The organism is Staphylococcus sp. 231237_7MaSpsaltlick (genome assembly GCF_043107035.1).
Genome location: NZ_JBICNX010000030.1, coordinates 18524 through 38321, shown reverse-complemented (window position 1 = coordinate 38321; position 19798 = coordinate 18524). Strand labels below are relative to the sequence as shown.

Here is a 19798-nt window from a genome sequence, read left to right as displayed (position 1 = left end):
GGATCAAACTCTCCATAAAAAATTATGATGTTTGATTAGCTCATAAAATACTAATTTGTGTTATCATTAACACGTTTTTTTGAACCAACGATTATCGTTGTGTTCGGAATTAACGTTGACATATTGCGATTCAGTTTTCAATGTTCATTTGAATAATTAAAAAATATGGTGGAGACTAGCGGGATCGAACCGCTGACCTCCTGCGTGCAAAGCAGGCGCTCTCCCATCTGAGCTAAGCCCCCATTTTTTAAAAGAGTCGGGAAGACAGGATTCGAACCTGCGACCCCTTGGTCCCAAACCAAGTGCTCTACCAAGCTGAGCTACTTCCCGTATATTTAAGTGGTGATTAATTTTAAAATGGCGCGCCCGATAGGAGTCGAACCCATAACCTCTTGATCCGTAGTCAAGCACTCTATCCAGTTGAGCTACAGGCGCTATTTAAAAAATATGGTGCCGAGGACCGGAATCGAACCGGTACGGTGATCTCTCACCGCAGGATTTTAAGTCCTGTGCGTCTGCCAGTTCCGCCACCCCGGCAAAAAAATAATGGAGCAGAAGACGGGATTCGAACCCGCGACCCCAACCTTGGCAAGGTTGTATTCTACCGCTGAACTACTTCTGCAAAGTGAAACTGGATGAGCCATAGAGGATTCGAACCTCTGACCCTCTGATTAAAAGTCAGATGCTCTACCAACTGAGCTAATGGCTCATGAAATGGTGCCGGCCAGAGGACTTGAACCCCCAACCTACTGATTACAAGTCAGTTGCTCTACCAATTGAGCTAGGCCGGCTATTCATTTGAATGGTGGAGGATGACGGGTTCGAACCGCCGACCCTCTGCTTGTAAGGCAGATGCTCTCCCAGCTGAGCTAATCCTCCGTTATGTTATAAAGCCTGGCAACGTCCTACTCTTGCGGAACGTAAGTCCGACTACCATCGGCGCTAAAGAGCTTAACTTCTGTGTTCGGCATGGGAACAGGTGTGACCTCTTTGCTATTGCCACCAGACAATTAACTTACTTAACCAATAATACATTGTTTATTTAATAAATGCAATGGTCAATTTTACACTGTGTTGATATTTTATTTACAAACGCTTTACAAAGCTCTCAATATCAACCAGTCGTTTTTGACGACTTTTTTATATTACTTCATTTCTGATTACAAGTCAATACTTTTTCGAAAAATTATTATAAAGAAAATACATTGTATTTGCAACCGGTCATTACTATCTTCGTCATCTCAACTCGACTTGAATAAGTTTATCACAGGAATACACTATATGCCACACCTTTTTTGGTATAGTTTTCTATTTTATTAGTCTTATATTACCTATTTGTATCTTATTACGCAAATTATTACTGGGTCAACTTGGAAATTTTCAAATGTAATGTTCTTATTTATCATATTTCTTAATTACTTTTTAAATAGTAAAAGGTTGACCGTGGTAAATATACTCCGGCCAACCTCTTTTAATTGTTTCTATAATTTTATTGTACTTTCTATTTCTGTCTCATATAAGGGAATAATAATACATCTCTGATAGATGCTGAGTCAGTTAATAGCATTACTAATCTATCAATACCAATACCTAGTCCACCTGTTGGAGGCATACCGTATTCTAATGCTTCGATGAAATCTTCATCCATTTCATGTGCTTCATCATTACCTTGTTCTTTCTCTACTAATTGAGCTTCAAAACGCGCTCTTTGATCTATTGGGTCATTCAATTCAGTGAATGCATTACCATGTTCTCTACCAACGATGAATAATTCAAATCTATCAGTAAATCTTGGATCTTCTGGATTTTTCTTCGCTAATGGCGAAATCTCGATTGGATGACCGTAGATGAATGTTGGTTGTATTAATGTTTCTTCTACTTTTTGTTCAAAGAATTCATTAAGAATGTGACCATATTTCATATTATCTGTGATTTCAACACCATGCTCTTTAGCTAAGTTTTTAGCCTCTTCGTCTGTTTTCACTGCGAAGAAATCTACGCCTGTTGCATCTTTAACTGCATCAGCCATATGCACGCGTCTCCATTTAGATTCTAAATCAATTGTTTCTTCTCCGTATTGAACTTTAGCAGTTCCCAACACTTTTTCAGAGATATGTCTAATCATATTTTCTGTTAAATCCATAATATCATGGTAATCAGCATATGCTTCATATAACTCAATCATTGTAAATTCTGGATTATGTCGAGTTGATACGCCTTCATTACGGAACACACGTCCAATTTCATATACTTTTTCAAGGCCACCAACAATTAAACGTTTAAGATGCAATTCAATCGCAATTCGCATATATAATGTTGCATCTAGGGCGTTATGATGTGTTACGAATGGACGTGCAGCAGCACCACCAGCAATTTGATGCATCATTGGTGTTTCAACTTCTAAGAATCCTTCTTTATTTAAATAGTTACGCATTTCTTGCAAAATTTTACTACGATTAATAAAAGTTTGTGTACTATCTTGATTTGTAATTAAATCTAAATAGCGTTGACGATAACGTTGTTCTATGTCTTGTAAGCCATGGAATTTATCTGGCAATGGACGTAGAGATTTAGTTAAAAGCGTAAATGATTTCGCTTTAACTGATAATTCCCCAGTATTTGTTTTAAACATAACACCTTCAACACCGACGATATCTCCAAGGTCAGCAGCGTTCCATAATTCGAACTGTTCTTCTCCAACTTGGTCTTTTCTTACATAAATTTGAATTTGACCTGATAAATCTTGAACATGCGCAAATCCAGCTTTACCTTTTCCACGTTTTGTCATTAAACGGCCTGCAATCGTAACATGACTATCGTCTTCTTTTTCTTGTAATTCTTCTTTAGAAAATTGATCCCAATCTGTATGCAATGGTTCTGCCATAGCAGTACGTTCAAATTTTTGACCAAAGGGATCAATACCTAAATCGAATAATTCTTGTAATTTTTGGCGGCGGACCTGCATTTGGTCATTCATTTCTTCTGACATAACTGTCTCTCCTTTATGCTTCTTGTTCTACTTTTTTATAGTTTTGCTTTCAATTTAAAAACCATGAAATGTATCAATTATCATTCACTTGTAGCTTGGTTGGGCATTTTACTTAATTTACCAATAACATAATCACTATTAAAATGCTATTAGACATTTTTGCGCATTTTATAACGCAACCTTTTCACCATTTAATTCTACTAGACGATGCGAATGTAATAAAGTAATTTCAACTTATTCCTCAATTGAAAACTGCTCAATCTTTATACAGCTTAACTGAATCGTCTGTATGTACTAAATTCCCTATCTTCTCATTAGAGTTTGGTTCGACTATATCTGACGCAATATCATTTAAAGGAATTAATACGAAAGCACGTTCGAGCATACGTGGGTGTGGGACGACCAAATCTGCTTCATCTATTATATGATTTCCGTATAATAAGATATCTACATCTAATGTTCTAGGTCCCCAATGGATTTCTCTAACACGATGTAGTTGTTGTTCTGTTTCCATGCATACTTGCAATAATGCTTGTGCAGTTAATGAAGTTTGAATCTCTAAACAAAGGTTTAAAAATTGCGGTTGCTCAACATAACCAACTGGATCTGTTTCATATATTGGCGAGACTTTAGTAACTGTAATACCATTAGTCGCATTCAAAATACGAATTGCCTCATCTAATTGCGCTGCCCTATCTCCTACATTACTACCTAAACCTAAATAAGCGTTAATCATTAGCGATTCTCCCTCACTATTTCAATCCCGACACCATCATAATGACCAGGGATAGGTGGATTCTCTTTAGTGATTCTAACTTTCGTTTCCATTACACGATTATAGTGTGAATTTATACGTTTTGCAATACGTTCAGCTAGATGCTCTAATAAATTTACAGGCTCCCCTTCCATGATAGCCTTTACATCTTCAAATACTTCACCATAGTGTACTGTATCCGTTACTTGATCTGATTCACCAGCTGGTTTCAAGTCTACCTTTAGAGTAATATCTACAATAAAAATTTGCCCGATTTCATTTTCAGCAGGTAATGCACCATGATAACCATAAAATTTAAGACCGTTCAGAAATATTGTATCGCTCATCGTCATTCTCCTTTAAGTAATCCATACTGTGACTAATACGTGCATTCAACTGAACATTGTGCACTCTAACTGCTTTTACGCCTTTCATTATACCATAGGCTGTAGTTGCTGCTGTCGCCTCATCTCGTTCAGTTGGCGTCGTTTCTGTGCCTATCATTTCCTTAATAAACCTTTTTCTACTGGTAGCAAGCAATACCGGATAATCTGTTGCTACCAGTTCATCTAAGCGCGACATTACTTCACGTTCTTCTATACGTGTTTTAGCAAAACCAATACCCGGGTCAATCCATATTTTATGTTGAGGAATGCCTTTCAATTCTGCTTTATTAGCTTGTTTTAACAAATAAACCAACATTTCTTCCATTACAGGTTCAGTTCGATTACCATCTCCATTATGCATCAACACAATCTCACCATGATACTTTGCCACAACATCAAATATACGCTCATCATAAATACCAGCCCATTGATCATTGATCATCTCAACACCTAAATCCATTACTGCTTCCGCTACTTCACTACGGTATGTATCAACAGAGAGCTTCACATCAAGTTTAGTCAATGCTTTCACTACTGGAATTACGCGTTGCATTTCTTCATCAACCGTTATTTCTTCATAACCCGGACGTGTGGATATACCACCTATATCTATGATATCAACACCTTCTGATATCATTTCTTTTGCTCTTTGTACCGCACTTTCTACGGTATTATATTTACCCCCATCCGAGAAAGAATCTGGAGTCACATTTAATATACCCATTATTTTTGTCCGTGTCATAGTTGATTACTTCCTTTCACTACTAATTGTTAAAAGTCGATATTTATCTTGTACGTTTCTATAATAACGTTTATTGTCTATTTTTTCAGTGTCGAATACTCAAATGCGGGTCTTTGATATAATTTATATTCATTTCTATTCTCTTATGCACATTAGCACACAAAAAAACCGGCACACACATCTCAATGTGGCCGGTAATTACACCTAAATTAATTCTAGTCTTCGAAAGAATATAAAGGTGTTGAAAGGTAACGTTCACCGTTACTAGGTAATACAGTAACAACTGTTTTACCTTTTCCTAATTCTTTGGCTTTTTGAATTGCTGCGTAAATCGCTGCCCCTGAAGAAATACCACCTAAAATACCTTCTTCTTTAGCAACTTTGCGTGAAGTTTCCATAGCAATTTCATTACCTACTTTAATAATTTCGTCATAGATATTTGTGTTTAATGTGTCAGGTACGAAACCAGCACCTAAACCTTGTAATTTATGCGGTCCAGGTTCTCCACCACTTAATACTGGTGAATCTTCTGGTTCAATAGCTACTAAATTGATATCAGGATATTTTTCTTTTAAGACTTTACCAGCACCACTTAATGTTCCGCCAGTACCTACACCTGCTAAGAATGCATCGATTGTTTTTCCTTCAAATTGCTCAACTAATTCAGGACCAGTTGTTAACTCATGGACACGAGGATTTGCTGGGTTCTCGAATTGTTGTGGTTCAAAGTAACCAAACTCTTCTTTAAGTTCTTTGGCTTTCTTGATTGCACCTTTCATTGCTTCTGAACCTGGCGTTAACACTAATTCAGCACCATATGCTTTTAATAAGTTGCGGCGTTCTTGACTCATTGTCTCAGGCATTGTAAAGACTGCTTTATAACCTTTTGCTGCACATACAAATGCTAAACCGATTCCTGTGTTACCACTTGTTGGTTCAACGATAGTGTCACCTGGTTTAATTTTGCCAGCTTTTTCAGCTTCTTCAATCATTGCTAATGCGATACGATCTTTTACTGATCCACCTGGATTTTGATATTCAAGTTTTACATAAACGTCTGCTGAATTCTCATCTACAACGTTGTTTAATTTAACTACCGGTGTATTACCGATAACTTCTACAATATTATTTACTGGTTTGTTGTTTGTCATTAGTAAAGCTCCTTTTCGTTAAAAAGTTCAAATGCATACTTTTTTTATCGGATATAGTATATATTTTATCAGATTTTTCTGTAAATACAACTATGAAACCTTAATTTTATTATTTCACTTTACTTTAAAAACCTACCAAGCCCTATATGACAGCAATTAATTTTTATTTTCCAGCAATGCTTCTAATTCATTTTCTGTAAAATTATACTTCGTTCTACAAAAATGACATTCTGCTTCTGCACCATGGTCTTCGTTAATCATACTAATAATTTCTGCTTCACCTAAACCTTTAATTGCAGTTAAAAATTTATCATGACCGCAATTACATTCGAATTGAGCTGGTACATTCTCTAATATTTGTACATTTTCTTCACCTAAAATTTCAAAAAGTAATTCTTCAGGTGTGAGTCCTTGATCAATAAGTTTAGACACTGGTGTCATATTATTAATCGCGTCTTCTAATTTAGTTATAGTCGCATCTTCTGCACCAGGCATTACTTGTAATATAAAGCCGCCAGCAGCTTTAATTGAATTATCAGGATTAACGAGTACACCTAGACCAACAGAGGAAGGTGTTTGTTCACTCTTAGCAAAATAATAAGTGAAGTCCTCACCTAATTCTCCAGATACAATTGGACTAGATCCAGAAAAGTAATCTTTCATACCGACATCTTTAACTACAGTTAACGCACCTTCTGTCCCTACTGCTCTTCGTACATCTAACTTACCGATATCATTTAGCGGAAAGTGAGTTTGTGGGTTTGTTACATAACCCCTTACATTTCCTTTGGCATCTGCATCGGCAATAATTTTACCAATTGGCCCTTGGCCATCTACTGTTACAGTAAGTTTTTGGTTCCCTTTTAACATTGCTCCCATCATTAATGTAGCTGTCATTGTTCTACCAAGTGCAGCTGAAGCTGTCGGCCATGTATAATGTCGCGTTTGAGCTTCTTGCACACTTTCTGTTGTCAGCGCACTATACGCACGTATTTGTCCTCCAAAAGCTAATGCTTTCACAATATAATCTTTCGTCATTACATCATTTCTCCTTTTATTTGCTCATGTGTCATTGCGATATTGCACACATTGTGTTCATTTCATATTTTAGTTCAATTTATTTTACTGGTTCACCTTAAAAAATGCTAAATATTTGTTTACGCAAAATATTTTCTATTTCAAGTAATAATAAAACGCCTCTTTCTACTATCCACTATGATAGCAAAAAGAGACGTCTTTGTTCAGTCATTAATTTCTGTTACTTGGATCGTTAGGATCACTTGGATTGCTAGGTTTGTCGATATTTGGTGATTGTTCGTGTCCAGTTGTATCACGATCACCTTCATTATCGTCTTCTTCATCTTCTTGACGGTTATCTTTACTTACATCATTTAATGATTGCTCTTTACGAACATCCTCATATGATTTACCGTATTTTCCGTCTTTGAATTCAGAGTCTTCTTTATTAACTACCTCAGCACTGTCATAATCTACTTCAGGTAATACACCATCGTAGAATAATGAATGGATTTGTTCAGCAACTAAAGTTTCTTCAGTTAATAATGATTCAGCAATCAACTTCAATTGTGATTTGTGTTCTAGCAAGATATCTTTACAACGATCATATTGTTCTTTGATGATACGTTGTACCTCTTTATCAATTTCATAAGCAATTTGTCCAGAATATTCTGGTTCACCTTGCATATCTTTACCAAGGAATACTTGACCATTACTGCTACTAGAGAACTGAATTGGACCAAGTTTCTTACTCATACCATATTCAGTAACCATTTGACGTGCGATTTGCGTTGCACGTTCAAAGTCATTTGATGCACCTGTTGATACTTCATTAAAGTTAATATCTTCAGATACACGACCACCTAGCAGACCACAAATCTTATCTAATAATTCTGGTTCAGTCATCAAGAATCTATCTTGCTTAGGTAACATCATTGCATAACCACCAGCTTGACCACGTGGTACGATTGTAACTTTATGCACGACTTCTGCTTCGTCTAGTACCATACCAATAATTGTGTGACCAGCTTCATGATGGGCTACAATATTACGTTCTTTCTTAGAAATAACACGCGATTTCTTAGCAGGACCAGCGATTACACGGTCTGTTGCTTCTTCAATATCACGCATGTCAATTTTCTTCTTACCTTCACGCACTGCAATTAATGATGCTTCGTTAAGTAAGTTTTCTAAATCTGCACCAGAGAACCCTGGCGTTCTTTGAGAAATGGCTTTCAAGTCTACTGTCTCATCTAATGGTTTATTCTTAGAATGTACATGAAGAATTGCTTCACGACCTTTAACATCTGGACGTCCAACTTGAATTTGTCTGTCAAAACGACCTGGACGTAATAATGCAGGGTCAAGAATATCTGGTCGGTTCGTTGCAGCAATCATTATGATACCTTCATTCTCACCGAAACCATCCATTTCAACAAGTAATTGGTTAAGTGTTTGTTCACGTTCATCGTGACCCCCACCAACACCAGCACCACGTTGACGACCTACTGCATCAATCTCATCAATGAAAATGATACATGGTGCATTTTTCTTAGCATTTTCAAATAAATCACGTACACGGCTCGCACCGACACCGACAAACATCTCAACAAAGTCAGAACCACTAATTGAGAAGAACGGTGTGCCAGCTTCACCAGCTACTGCTCGCGCAAGTAATGTTTTACCTGTACCAGGAGGGCCAACTAATAACACACCTTTAGGTATGCGTGATCCCATTTGCTTAAATTGCTTATTATCTTTTAAGAAGTCTACAATTTCAACTAACTCTTGTTTTTCTTCATCTGCACCTGCTACATCAGAGAAGCGTACACGTTTTTTCTGACTGTCGTACATTTTAGCTTTGGATTTACCAAAGTTCATCATACGACCGCCACCGCCGCCGCCACCTTGAGCTTGGCTAAGGAAGAAAATAAATAAAAGAGCAATTATTAATACTGGAATGAGCGTTGTTAAAATACTAACAAACACGCTTTGTTTTTCTTCTTCTTTAACTGTAAATTTCAATCCATCTTGACTTTGTGCTTTATCAGTTATTTTTTCAAGTTCTTTATCATTGTTATATAAAATAGTTGAAGAATAATCTTCACCTTTTTTCGTTTTACCGCTTACCATATAGACATTTTGTTCTGGTTGGATTTCAAGTGTCTTAAGATCACCTTTATCTAACTGCTTTACAAATTGGTTATATGTAAGTTGCTTTGGCATATTTCCATTGCCGTTGAGCCACGAAAACAAGCCGAATATAATAACGCCAATGATTGCAATAACTAGCACATTACGAAAGGCCTTCTGCATGCGTCGTTTCCTCCTACTTCAATAATAAAACTAACAAAAATTGTAACATAACGCGTCTGCCAAAGGCTAGTATTTCAACTTTTGCGCGTCGTTTACAATCCATGCTGTTTTAGTTTAATTTTTAAATTATTTCCCCATAAACATCAACTAAAACTACTAACTTAAAATACTTATATTATATCGTATCAATTGTCATAATATATTAACCAAAATCCGTTTTATATTAATAAATTTTCAATTGATTAATATTAGACAATTTTATTAGGTTAGAAATTATAGTATACAATAACTTTGTAATTGAATAAATTTAGTTGCTTATGCTTATGAGTAAACTTCAGGCTTTAGTGTACCAATATATGGCAAGTTTCTATAATGCTCAGCATAATCCAAACCATAACCAACAACAAATTCATCAGGAATTTTTTTACCGACATATTTAGCTTCGATATTTGCTTTACGGCGGTTAGGCTTATCTAACAGCGTCACGATTTCTAATGAATTTACGCGTCGTGACTGCAATAATTCTGTGATTGACTTTAATGTAGTACCTGTTTCTAAGATATCTTCGATAATTAATACATCTTTATTTTCTATTGAAGAACCTAAATCTTTTAAAATTTGAACTTCACCTGTCGATTCTGTACCACCGTGATAACTTGAAACATCCATAAAATCAATTGCCAAGTGTGTATCAATTCGTTTGATCAAGTCTGCCATAAACATGACTGACCCTTTCAATATTCCGATACAAACTAATGGCTTTCCTTGATAATCCTTTGTAATTTGTTCGCCCAAATCTTTACAAATTTGGTTAATATCTTCTTCACTTAATAATATTTCTTTCAAATCATCACGCATTGTTATTCCTCTCCCATATTACTTATTGATATTAATTCATTATATTTTTGCTTTAAAAACAAAGTCCCAACTGCAATTATTTCTTCATCGGCAGTAACTATTACAGGCATTTCTTCACGTTGTCGTTGTATTATTTTCTCATCAATAAATAACCTGCTCACCTTTTTATGCCCAGTGCTACCATTCAATTCATATTTATCGCCAACTTGTCTTGTTCTTATAGTTAATGGAAATTCATCTTGTGGTAAGTCAGCTTGAATCTCAATATTATAGCGACTAAAAGTATATGTGCCTGGTTGATTGACCTTTATCTGAGAAAGCGCTTGTTCATAATTAGCCATTAAGATAAATTTATCATAAGCGATATGAATTATCCATTTATCTGTAGTGTATAATGTGCATTGTGCATGGTTACTTGCTATTTGTGTTAGCCATGATTCATACATCTTTTCAGATATCGGTTGTTCTAACGCTAATTTATCAATTAATTTATCTAATACAACTATTTTAACAGTATGTCGCAATTTTAAAAATTCACTTCTAGAAAAATGTATTTCATGATTGTTTGTCTCTGCTTTAACCTTATTTAATATAAAGTGATCTGCTTCTTGATGTATTACATTCAATTGTTCATCATGCCAAGCTTTTAATTTCAGCAATTGTTGTGTCGACAATTGTCTATTTTCATCTATTGCTGGCAATAAACGATTACGGATGTCGTTTCTGACATATTGATTATCTTGATTTGTTTCATCTTCAAAAAATGGTACGTGTTGTTCATGCTGATAAGTTCGGATTTCTGATTTAGATACCGCTAACAAGGGTTTAGCAAGTACATAATTCTTTCTAAGAATACATTCATCCATACCCAACTTACTTCTCGTAGAACGTCCGGTCATAATCCGATAAAATATCGTTTCAATCTGATCATCTAAGTGATGTGCAGTAAGTAACACATCCGCTTCAAGTTCTTCCATCATTTGATCAAACCATGCATATCGCAATGTACGTGCCTCATTTTCTATACTATTACCTGCTGCAATGACATGGGATAAATCTAATTCATGCACAAATAAGTCAACACCATGTTGCTTACAATAACGTTGCATAAATGACTGTTCTGTTTTAGCAGCTGTTCTTATTCCGTGATTAACATGTAAACATGTAATTTGGCGATAGGTTTGACGATAGTTGGTCAACAGTTGATGTAATAACACCATACTATCCACGCCTGTGGAAATCGCTAGCACAATATGGCTATCACTATGCCATGCATTTGTATTCACTTCCACATTTTCCACCTCACTCACATAAATAATAAACTACGCCTACAGTACAATTAACTATACAATAAAAAAGAGACTGTTTCCTCAAATAAGAAAACAGTCTTTGATTGATAGCGACAAACTTATTTATATCTTACAAGCTTATTTCCAACAACCTTCTATATTTCCTTGAAACAGCCTTTATATTCTATAACGATTAGCGCTTAGCGCCTTTTCCACCACGTCTAGATTCTGTTTGACGTTTAATAGAAGTTAACTTATCTTCACTGTCTTTCAAAAAGTTAGTTAATTTCTTCTCAAAATCTTCTGCTTTTTGTTGTGGTTGTTTATAACTTGGTTTACTTTGAGGTTTACGAGGACGATCTTTTGCTTTTTTAATTGAAAGACTAATCTTTCCATCATCAGCGATTGACAATACTTTAACTTCAACTTCATCTCCGACAGTTAAATGATCTTCTACGTTTTCTACGTAATTATCCGCAACCTCACTTATGTGAACTAAGCCACTTTTCCCTTCAGGAAGTTCGACAAACGCGCCAAACTTTTTAATTCCAGTGACTTTACCTTTAAGCTTGTTTCCTACTTCGATTGACATAGTGTAAATAAATCCTCCCGATTCGTTTCGATTTTAACTTTATTATATGCCTGTTTACACAATTTAACAATGGTATTATGATTCAAAAAAATAAATTTTCTTATTTATCTTCTTTAGACGATTTTTCTTGGCCTGTACTTTTATCCCCAGGCAACTTAAATACAACTTCGCCATCATTACTTAAATAATAATCATCGCGTGCAATTTTTTCTATATAACTTTTATCATTTAGATTATTTAATTTCTCTTTTAACGCTAATTCTTCATCTTGTTGCTTTTGGTATTTTTGTTCCTTTTGTTGACGTTCTACTGCATCGTCATTGTTACTCTGAATTTGAGTGACAAGCATTATGGACAAAATGATGATAATAGCTAACAATATGCCACCAAAGAATGTCACACGTTTACGCACAACGCGATTTCTCATTCTTTGTTGTTGTTTTTTTCTATTTTCTGCAGAGGTATACGTATTACCTATTTGTTCAACCTTTTTACTCATTTGCTTGTCACCACCTTTTTTAATTTTCACTGACTTTTTCTTCTTTAATAATTTCATACATGCCCTTTGCATTTTCTTTTGTAGCATGTTCACTAAGTCCTGTTACTTTGACAGTCACTATTTTTTGACCAAAACGAATCACTAATTCATCTGTTTCCTTTACGTCAGTACCTGCTTTGGCAACTGAACCGTTTACAGTTATGCGTCCTTGGTCACTGATTTCTTTCGCCAGTGTTCTACGTTTAACTAGTCTAGATACTTTGAGATATTTGTCTAATCTCATATTTCGTCTCCTCCTTGCTCTAAAATATTTTTTAAAGCTGCCTCATAAAGTGTCTTATTTTTGGTTTTATCATACATCTTCAAGAAATGCTCTGCAAATACTTTTTCAAACTTCACTCTATCAACTTTACCCTCTTTTGATTTCGCTGTTGACCAAATTTGCTTTAAATCTTCTATGTTATTGGCCTCTTCATCAGCAAAAATATGTGGGTGTCTGCGAATCATTTTAGCCGATAAACTCTCAACGATTTCGTTAATATCAAAATATCCAGACTTCTTACCAATACTTGCATGTAGTAGTACTTGCAACAGAATGTCGCCCAATTCTTCGATCATATGCCAATCATCTTCATTATCTATAGCTTCAAACAACTCAAATGTTTCTTCCAATAAATAACGCTTTAATGATTGATGCGTTTGTTCTTTATCCCAAGGACAACCGTGTTCATCATCTACTAATTGTTCAATAATTTCAGTTGCAAAGTAGAAGTCACTATAGTATTCGCTATCTTGCGTTAATCTAGGAAGGAAGACACTTGTTAGGTTTGTAAATCGTGCCTCTTCATGATCCAATTCGTAAAGCGGCACTGCAGTAACTTGTGCTTCATTCCCCTTAGCACCATCTACTATATATACGATATGTTCATCTTGATAACGTTCCATTAATGTCACTTTCAAATCGCCAGCAACCATTGCGCTATATACTTGCGTAATGAGTGTATGATTACGACCATTTAATTGATTAGCCTTGATTGAAGTAGCATCAAGCATAGTAAAACCGTCGTTTGGATCTATTTTTACCGCTTCAAATATATCATCGATAAAACTTTTTCCGCCTAAAATTTCTACTTCAATATTATCATGTGTTGCTGCATAGGCTTCTAATTTAGAAGTTGTCGTTTCCGCAACTCTAGGATGCCCTGGCACAGTATAAACAATCGTTTCATTTTTACTCGCTTCTAACAATTGATTCACAATTGTATCGTAAACATCATCGAAAGTTGTATTATTTTCATAAACAGCATCAAAACCTTGAAATTCGATACCTTCATCTTGTAAAGACGCAATAACTGGGTGTTCTAATGTTCTAGTAAATACTCGAGGATGATTTTTCAAAAATTTATAAATACCTAAAGGCAAGTCATCTAAACCATAGTTTCCTAGACCTACAATCGTAATATGTTGTGTCATTAACGTTTCCCTCTCTTCATATGATAAACCTTATCTCCAAATGGCAAATGTTTTAACTCTCTATAGCTCAACAATTGCATTTGCACAATTGCCAATATAATGACACCAATTCCTACCATCGCTGCAATTAGCAATTCGATGAGACCACCGATACGTGAATCAGTAGAAATGACAAATAATGTACATTGTACAGCTACAGTTAACAAGACCATTGTTGCAATTAACTTTAGTACAAATTGAGTCATTGATTGAAATTTATAATGCTTTAATACTTGGTAATGTAATAATATTACAAATACAATGAGTGAGAGTACAGTACTTACACTACCGCCTAACATCAATAATTGTGGAATTAATAGGATGTTTAACAACGCTTTGCATATAATCCCAATTATAAATGCGATAAACACTGATTTCACCTTTTGTCTAACTTGTAATAACGCAATATCTATCATGATCAAAGATACACAGATTACCGTCAACATATATATAGCCAATGTTCCGGTTAAGCTGTCATATTTAAAAAACACACTATTCATTAATGGCAATAAATTTATCAAACCGATACCTGCAGCAACACTAATAAGGACTGTTATTTTTATCGATGCATTTGCATAGCGATTGATTAACACATGCTGTTGTTCCTTTATCGCTTCTGTCAATAATGGAATGAGTACAAAGCTAAACGTCGTAGTCACAATCAATCCCATTTGAATAAACGAGGCACCGCGATCATAGATTCCTTTTTGAGTAGCAGCATCCTGAAAGTCTAAACCAGTATGCATAAGTGCATGCAGCACAGTAAAACTATCCACCACTTGCCAAACAATAACGATTAACTGACTGACAGCAAAAACGACAATCGCAATACTCAACTGTTTCCACGCTATATCAGCTTTGCGTTTCACAACTTTGAAAGGTCTTTTCTGCATTAAAAATAAACTCGATGCTAGAAAGCCAGCTGCCGAACCTGCGATTGCTAACATGCCTGACTGATAGATTGACCAATGTTGCAACAAATATAGCAATACGGCAATCATAATAATACCGACCCGGACAACTTGCTCAATCACTTGTGACATCGCTGGTATATTCATCTCATGTTGCGCTTGATAATAACCTCTCAGCACGCCTAACACACCGACAAACAGATAACTAAAGCTTGCTGCTCTCAACATGGGTGCTAAATTTGCATCTCCCATCAATATCGCTATCCATTTGGCACTGATTAATAACATAATAAAAAATATACCGCTGAAAATTTGCAAGACAAACAATACATTCGTGTATTGCTTATCCTTGCCTGATGAGCCAAACGTCTGAGTCACAGCACTAGGAATGGCATTCATTGTCAATATAACGCCTAATGCAACAATTGGATATATTTGTTGATATGCATATAAACCTTCATCACCTAATATATTTTGATAAGGTATGCGATAAATTGCACTCAATACTTTAACTATAATGAGTGCTACTGTTAGAACTACAACACCATTAAATGCAGTACGTTGCGTTTCATGTTGCTTATTCTGCTTCATCAGCAAATTCCATACTTTCTTCAATACATTTAGCTAAGAATTTTAAATTTTCGAGCCAAGTCTTAGTTTTATTTAGTGTCACCTTCATTTTACCATCTTGGACACCTACTTTCATCGCTCGTCCAAGTGGTTGTGTATGTTTAAATAGGCTCTCACCATTGATTTCAGTCGTTCCCTTTTCAGACATATACACTTCGACTTGCTTGCCAGTATCCTTGATCAATGTAACACCAGCATGTAGGGCATGAACCTTAATTTCCATCATATCTAATAAACGTTCCACTTCAACTGGATATTCATTAAAGCGATCTATTAATTCGTCTTTAACGTCCATTAATTGTGCTTCGGTCTCAATTTTACGTAATTTCTTATATATTTCTATCTTAGCTTGTTCATTTTGAATATATTCTGCCGGTAAATACGCATCGATATTCAATTCTATTTCAACTTCTGGTGCATCTGCTTGTTCTTCAGTAATTCCTCGTTTTTCATTTACTGCTTCTTCTAACATTTGTGAGTATAAGTCAAAGCCGACAGAATCAATAAAGCCGTGCTGTTGTTTACCTAGAAGATTACCCGCGCCTCGAATATTTAAATCGCGCATTGCAATTTTGAAACCAGAACCTAGTTCTGTAAACTCTTTAATTGCTTGCAAACGCTCTTCTGCTGACTCTGTCAAAACTTTATTCGTAGGATGTAAAAAGTACGCATAACCTATACGACTAGAACGTCCAACTCTACCTCTCAATTGATATAACTGGCTCAATCCAAAGCGATCAGCATCTTCTATGATTAATGTATTAGCATTTGGTACATCTACGCCTGTTTCAATAATCGTCGTCGTCACAAGAATGTCGTATTCATGATTAATGAATCCTAACATTGTTTCTTCTAAATCACGTTCACTCATCTGACCATGGGCCACTCCAATATTAGCGTCCGGCATAAGCATCTGTAATTGTTCGCGTTTCTCATATATAGACTGCACTTTATTGTATAAATAGAATACTTGTCCTTCTCTAGAAACCTCTCGTTCTAAAGCTTCTTTAATAAAGTTAGCATTTTGTTCTAAGACATATGTTTGCACAGGGAAGCGATTTTCAGGTGGTGTCTCAATTACCGATAAGTCTCTAACACCTAACATACTCATGTGTAAGGTTCTTGGAATTGGCGTTGCCGTTAAAGTTAAAACATCTACATTAGTTTTTAATGTCTTGATACGTTCTTTATGTCTAACGCCAAAGCGCTGTTCCTCATCGACAATTAACAAGCCTAAGTCTTTATAATGGATATCCTTACCTAGCAGTTTATGTGTACCTACTACGATATCTACAAAGCCAGACTTCAATCCCTCTTTCGTTTCTTTAATTTCCTTTGTAGTTCTAAATCTACTGATTAATTGAATTTCGACTGGAAAATCTTGCATACGCTCTATCAATGTTTCATAGTGTTGCTGCGCCAAAATAGTCGTAGGTACTAAAAATGCAACTTGCTTACCTTCCATTACTGCTTTAAACGCTGCACGAACTGCTACTTCTGTCTTACCATAACCTACGTCACCACAAAGTAATCTATCCATTGGCTTTTCAACTTCCATGTCACCTTTAATTTCATCGATTGATTTACTTTGATCGGGTGTTAACTCATAAGGGAAATCTAATTCAAAATCATTTTGTTCTGCTGTGTCTGGTCCGTATTTATAACCAACAGACATTTCACGTTCTTTATATAATTCGATAAGCTCATCAGCTATATCTTCAACACTTTGTTGTACTTTGGCTTTTGTTTTTTTCCATTCTGTTCCACCTAATTTATTTAACTTAGGTGATTTATCTTCTGAGGCAACATATTTCTGAACTTGATCCATTTGGTCTACAGGTACAAAGAGTTGATCCGTCCCCTTATATTGCAATTTGATATAGTCCTTATGAACACCTGCAACTTCAAGTGTTTCTACACCCAAATAACGACCAACACCATGGTGTACATGGACAATATAGTCACCGACCTTTAGGTCTTGATATGATTTGATTTTTTCTGCATTCGTTAACGTTTTCTGTTGCTTCGGTTTCTTTTTTTGCTTGGATTTAAACAATTCTCGCTCTGTTACAACGACAAGTTGCATATATGGTAATTCAAAGCCTTCAGACAAGCTGCCTTCTGTAATGATTGCGCTTCCCGTTTGATGGTTATCACTCACAGTATCTACAAAAGTCGGAATATGCATTTCATTTAGCATTGACTGAATTCGCTCTTTTTTCACTTCCGTTTCTGCTAAAACCACTACAGTATAGTCATTTTTGATATAACGTTGGAATTCTGAACGCATAATATCGTACTGACCATAAAATTGTTGCACTGGTTTACACGAGAACTTAATAATACTTTGAATTGGCACTGACATCGTTGCAGTAAATAACGTAAAGTAAGTTACTGGATGACGCTTCAACAATGTTTCAAAACCATCATAAGCTAAGAAAGTTTGACCGATAAATCCTTTACCACTTTCAATTAAATTTTGAATAAATTCATCTACTTCTGTCGTTAATGTCGTCTCTGTTTCTTTGACTCTATTAAATTCATCCACTGCTATAATTGCATCAGATTTGAAGTAATCCATAATCGTAGCAGGAGACTCATACATAAACGCAACCAATCGTCGTAAGACTTGATGATCAAATAATGAGTCTTCAAATAATTTGAAACTTTCATATGTTTCTTTCAAATCATTACGTACTGCTTTGTCTATTTTAGGCCTTGTCATTTCATAGGCTTCTTTTAACTTTTGCTTTGTGTGACTAATCACTTCATCAGTAATGATATAGTCACTCGCAGTTGTGATTTCTACACTTTCTAAATTAGACTCTGAACGTTGAGTCTCAACGTCAAAATCACGAATTGAATCGATTTCAGTATCAAAGAGTTCTATTCTTACTGGGTCACCTATCAGTGGATAAATATCGATAATACCACCGCGTAATGAGAATTCTCCTATATGCGACACGACACTTTCCCTACGATAGCCCATGTTTACTAGTTTATTTAATAACGCATCAATATCAATGTCATCTCCTACAGAGAGCGACATTTGATGTGCTTGCCACATATCTACAGGCGTCAACCATTTTTTCAATCCGTTTAATGGTACGATAAATAAGCCTCTCTTTTCTTGAGCAAGTGCCGTTAATGTACGTACACGTTCACTCATAAATTGAGGGCTTTGTGTTGAGAATTCTTCGGTCATGATATCTTGCAATGGATATTTATAAATATGCTCTGCATCAACAAATTGTAACAAGTCATTTTCCAACTTATCTGCTTGATACAAGTTATTTGTAACAACTAATAACTGCTTAGAGCTATTCAAATATTTCTCAGATATAATTGTTGCTTTAGCAGCCGAAGATAAGCCGGTAACGAGGACATTTTCCTTACCGAACACTTCATTAAGTTCTTGATAACGTTTGTCTTCATTTATATATTCTGTAATTATCGATTTCAATTTACTTCACCATTATATTCATTCATCACGTTATCAAAGCGAGATGTTTCAATAAATGCTTCAACTGCACGTGCAGAATGTTCTATTACTTTATTCATTGTTTTCATTTCTTGATCTGAAAATCTTTGTAACACATAATCAACAATTGCCATACCATTTGAAGGGCGATCCACGCCTATACGAATACGTTTAAATTGATCAGTGCCTAAGGCTTGTATAATTGACTTCATGCCATTATGTCCACCTGCACTCCCCTTTTGTCGTAAGCGTATCTCACCTTGTGGTAAATCCAGATCATCATATAACACAAGTAAGTCATCTATGTCGATATCATAATATTTCATTAATGGTCCTACCGCTTCACCAGATAAATTCATTAATGTTAAGGGTTCAATAAACATTACCTTTTCACCAGCGATGCGTTCAATTGTATACGCGCCTTTAAACTTTTGTTTATCTAGCATAAATTGATTACGTTCTAAAAGATAATCTATAACTTCAAAGCCAATATTGTGTCTTGTTAATTCAAAACGTTTCCCAATATTACCTAAGCCTACAATACACTTCATCAAGTTACCTCCATTTTTACTATACCTTTGAAATACAAATAATTAAGTAGTCATTTGTAAAGCAAAGACTCTACATTTTTCTAGTATCAATCACTATAATAACATAAAAAAGCACCTGCT

Annotated in this window: 16 protein-coding genes, 8 tRNA genes and 1 rRNA gene; all 25 read right to left on the bottom strand. The window is 35.4% G+C overall.

Features of this window, described 5'->3' with window-relative positions; genetic code table 11:
* Positions 1 to 166: 166 nt before the first annotated feature.
* Positions 167 to 242: transfer RNA gene (locus ACF91D_RS26905), tRNA-Ala, on the bottom strand.
* A 14-nt stretch (positions 243 to 256) separates the two neighbouring features.
* Positions 257 to 330: transfer RNA gene (locus tag ACF91D_RS26900), tRNA-Pro, on the bottom strand.
* 28 nt (positions 331 to 358) lie between these two features.
* Positions 359 to 435, bottom strand: a tRNA-Arg gene (locus ACF91D_RS26895).
* A gap of 13 nt (positions 436 to 448) precedes the next feature.
* Positions 449 to 537 (bottom strand) — tRNA-Leu (locus ACF91D_RS26890).
* Between the two features lie 10 nt (positions 538 to 547).
* A tRNA-Gly gene (locus ACF91D_RS26885) sits at positions 548 to 622 on the bottom strand.
* A gap of 14 nt (positions 623 to 636) precedes the next feature.
* A tRNA-Lys gene (locus tag ACF91D_RS26880) sits at positions 637 to 709 on the bottom strand.
* 6 nt (positions 710 to 715) lie between these two features.
* Positions 716 to 791: transfer RNA gene (locus tag ACF91D_RS26875), tRNA-Thr, on the bottom strand.
* Positions 792 to 803: 12 nt separating this feature from the next.
* A tRNA-Val gene (locus tag ACF91D_RS26870) sits at positions 804 to 879 on the bottom strand.
* Between the two features lie 13 nt (positions 880 to 892).
* Positions 893 to 1007 (bottom strand): 5S ribosomal RNA (gene rrf / locus ACF91D_RS26865).
* A 494-nt stretch (positions 1008 to 1501) separates the two neighbouring features.
* Complete coding sequence (gene lysS / locus ACF91D_RS26860; RefSeq protein WP_042739999.1) at positions 1502 to 2989, bottom strand: lysine--tRNA ligase; 1488 nt, start codon at positions 2987 to 2989, stop codon at positions 1502 to 1504.
* Positions 2990 to 3245: 256 nt separating this feature from the next.
* Positions 3246 to 3725: a 2-amino-4-hydroxy-6-hydroxymethyldihydropteridine diphosphokinase gene (gene folK, locus ACF91D_RS26855; RefSeq protein WP_392438025.1), complete on the bottom strand. Its 480-nt coding sequence runs from the start codon at positions 3723 to 3725 to the stop codon at positions 3246 to 3248.
* Positions 3725 to 4090: a dihydroneopterin aldolase gene (gene folB / locus ACF91D_RS26850; protein ID WP_042739997.1), complete on the bottom strand. Its 366-nt coding sequence runs from the start codon at positions 4088 to 4090 to the stop codon at positions 3725 to 3727. The genes folK and folB overlap by 1 nt, the downstream gene beginning before the upstream one ends.
* Positions 4059 to 4871, bottom strand: coding sequence for a dihydropteroate synthase (gene folP / locus ACF91D_RS26845; protein ID WP_107590271.1), 813 nt, complete (start codon positions 4869 to 4871; stop codon positions 4059 to 4061). Before folP ends, folB begins: the two co-directional genes overlap by 32 nt.
* A gap of 215 nt (positions 4872 to 5086) precedes the next feature.
* Complete coding sequence (gene cysK, locus ACF91D_RS26840) at positions 5087 to 6022, bottom strand: cysteine synthase A (protein ID WP_042739995.1); 936 nt, start codon at positions 6020 to 6022, stop codon at positions 5087 to 5089.
* A gap of 156 nt (positions 6023 to 6178) precedes the next feature.
* Positions 6179 to 7060: an Hsp33 family molecular chaperone HslO gene (hslO, locus tag ACF91D_RS26835; protein WP_042739994.1), complete on the bottom strand. Its 882-nt coding sequence runs from the start codon at positions 7058 to 7060 to the stop codon at positions 6179 to 6181.
* 210 nt (positions 7061 to 7270) lie between these two features.
* Positions 7271 to 9355: an ATP-dependent zinc metalloprotease FtsH gene (gene ftsH, locus ACF91D_RS26830; RefSeq protein WP_042739993.1), complete on the bottom strand. Its 2085-nt coding sequence runs from the start codon at positions 9353 to 9355 to the stop codon at positions 7271 to 7273.
* A gap of 321 nt (positions 9356 to 9676) precedes the next feature.
* Positions 9677 to 10213 (bottom strand): hypoxanthine phosphoribosyltransferase, encoded by a 537-nt coding sequence (gene hpt, locus ACF91D_RS26825; protein ID WP_042739992.1) that lies wholly within the window; start codon positions 10211 to 10213, stop codon positions 9677 to 9679.
* A 2-nt stretch (positions 10214 to 10215) separates the two neighbouring features.
* A complete protein-coding gene (gene tilS / locus ACF91D_RS26820; protein ID WP_107527131.1) occupies positions 10216 to 11505 on the bottom strand; it encodes a tRNA lysidine(34) synthetase TilS in 1290 nt (429 codons plus the stop codon).
* 190 nt (positions 11506 to 11695) lie between these two features.
* Positions 11696 to 12094 (bottom strand): S1 domain-containing RNA-binding protein, encoded by a 399-nt coding sequence (locus ACF91D_RS26815; RefSeq protein WP_042739990.1) that lies wholly within the window; start codon positions 12092 to 12094, stop codon positions 11696 to 11698.
* Between the two features lie 100 nt (positions 12095 to 12194).
* Positions 12195 to 12593, bottom strand: coding sequence for an FtsB family cell division protein (locus tag ACF91D_RS26810; protein WP_042740000.1), 399 nt, complete (start codon positions 12591 to 12593; stop codon positions 12195 to 12197).
* Between the two features lie 19 nt (positions 12594 to 12612).
* Positions 12613 to 12876 carry an RNA-binding S4 domain-containing protein gene (locus tag ACF91D_RS26805; protein ID WP_042739989.1) on the bottom strand — a complete coding sequence of 88 codons (264 nt, stop codon included), beginning with the start codon at positions 12874 to 12876 and terminating at the stop codon, positions 12613 to 12615.
* Positions 12873 to 14066, bottom strand: a complete 1194-nt coding sequence (locus tag ACF91D_RS26800) for a MazG nucleotide pyrophosphohydrolase domain-containing protein (RefSeq protein WP_107590272.1) — start codon at positions 14064 to 14066, stop codon at positions 12873 to 12875. Before ACF91D_RS26800 ends, ACF91D_RS26805 begins: the two co-directional genes overlap by 4 nt.
* Entirely contained in the window at positions 14066 to 15607 is a 1542-nt protein-coding gene (locus ACF91D_RS26795; protein WP_107590273.1) for a polysaccharide biosynthesis protein, read from the bottom strand. The genes ACF91D_RS26800 and ACF91D_RS26795 overlap by 1 nt, the downstream gene beginning before the upstream one ends.
* Positions 15594 to 19109, bottom strand: a complete 3516-nt coding sequence (gene mfd / locus ACF91D_RS26790) for a transcription-repair coupling factor (RefSeq protein WP_107511985.1) — start codon at positions 19107 to 19109, stop codon at positions 15594 to 15596. Before mfd ends, ACF91D_RS26795 begins: the two co-directional genes overlap by 14 nt.
* Positions 19106 to 19678 carry an aminoacyl-tRNA hydrolase gene (pth, locus tag ACF91D_RS26785; RefSeq protein WP_107590274.1) on the bottom strand — a complete coding sequence of 191 codons (573 nt, stop codon included), beginning with the start codon at positions 19676 to 19678 and terminating at the stop codon, positions 19106 to 19108. The genes mfd and pth overlap by 4 nt, the downstream gene beginning before the upstream one ends.
* Positions 19679 to 19798: the final 120 nt, after the last annotated feature.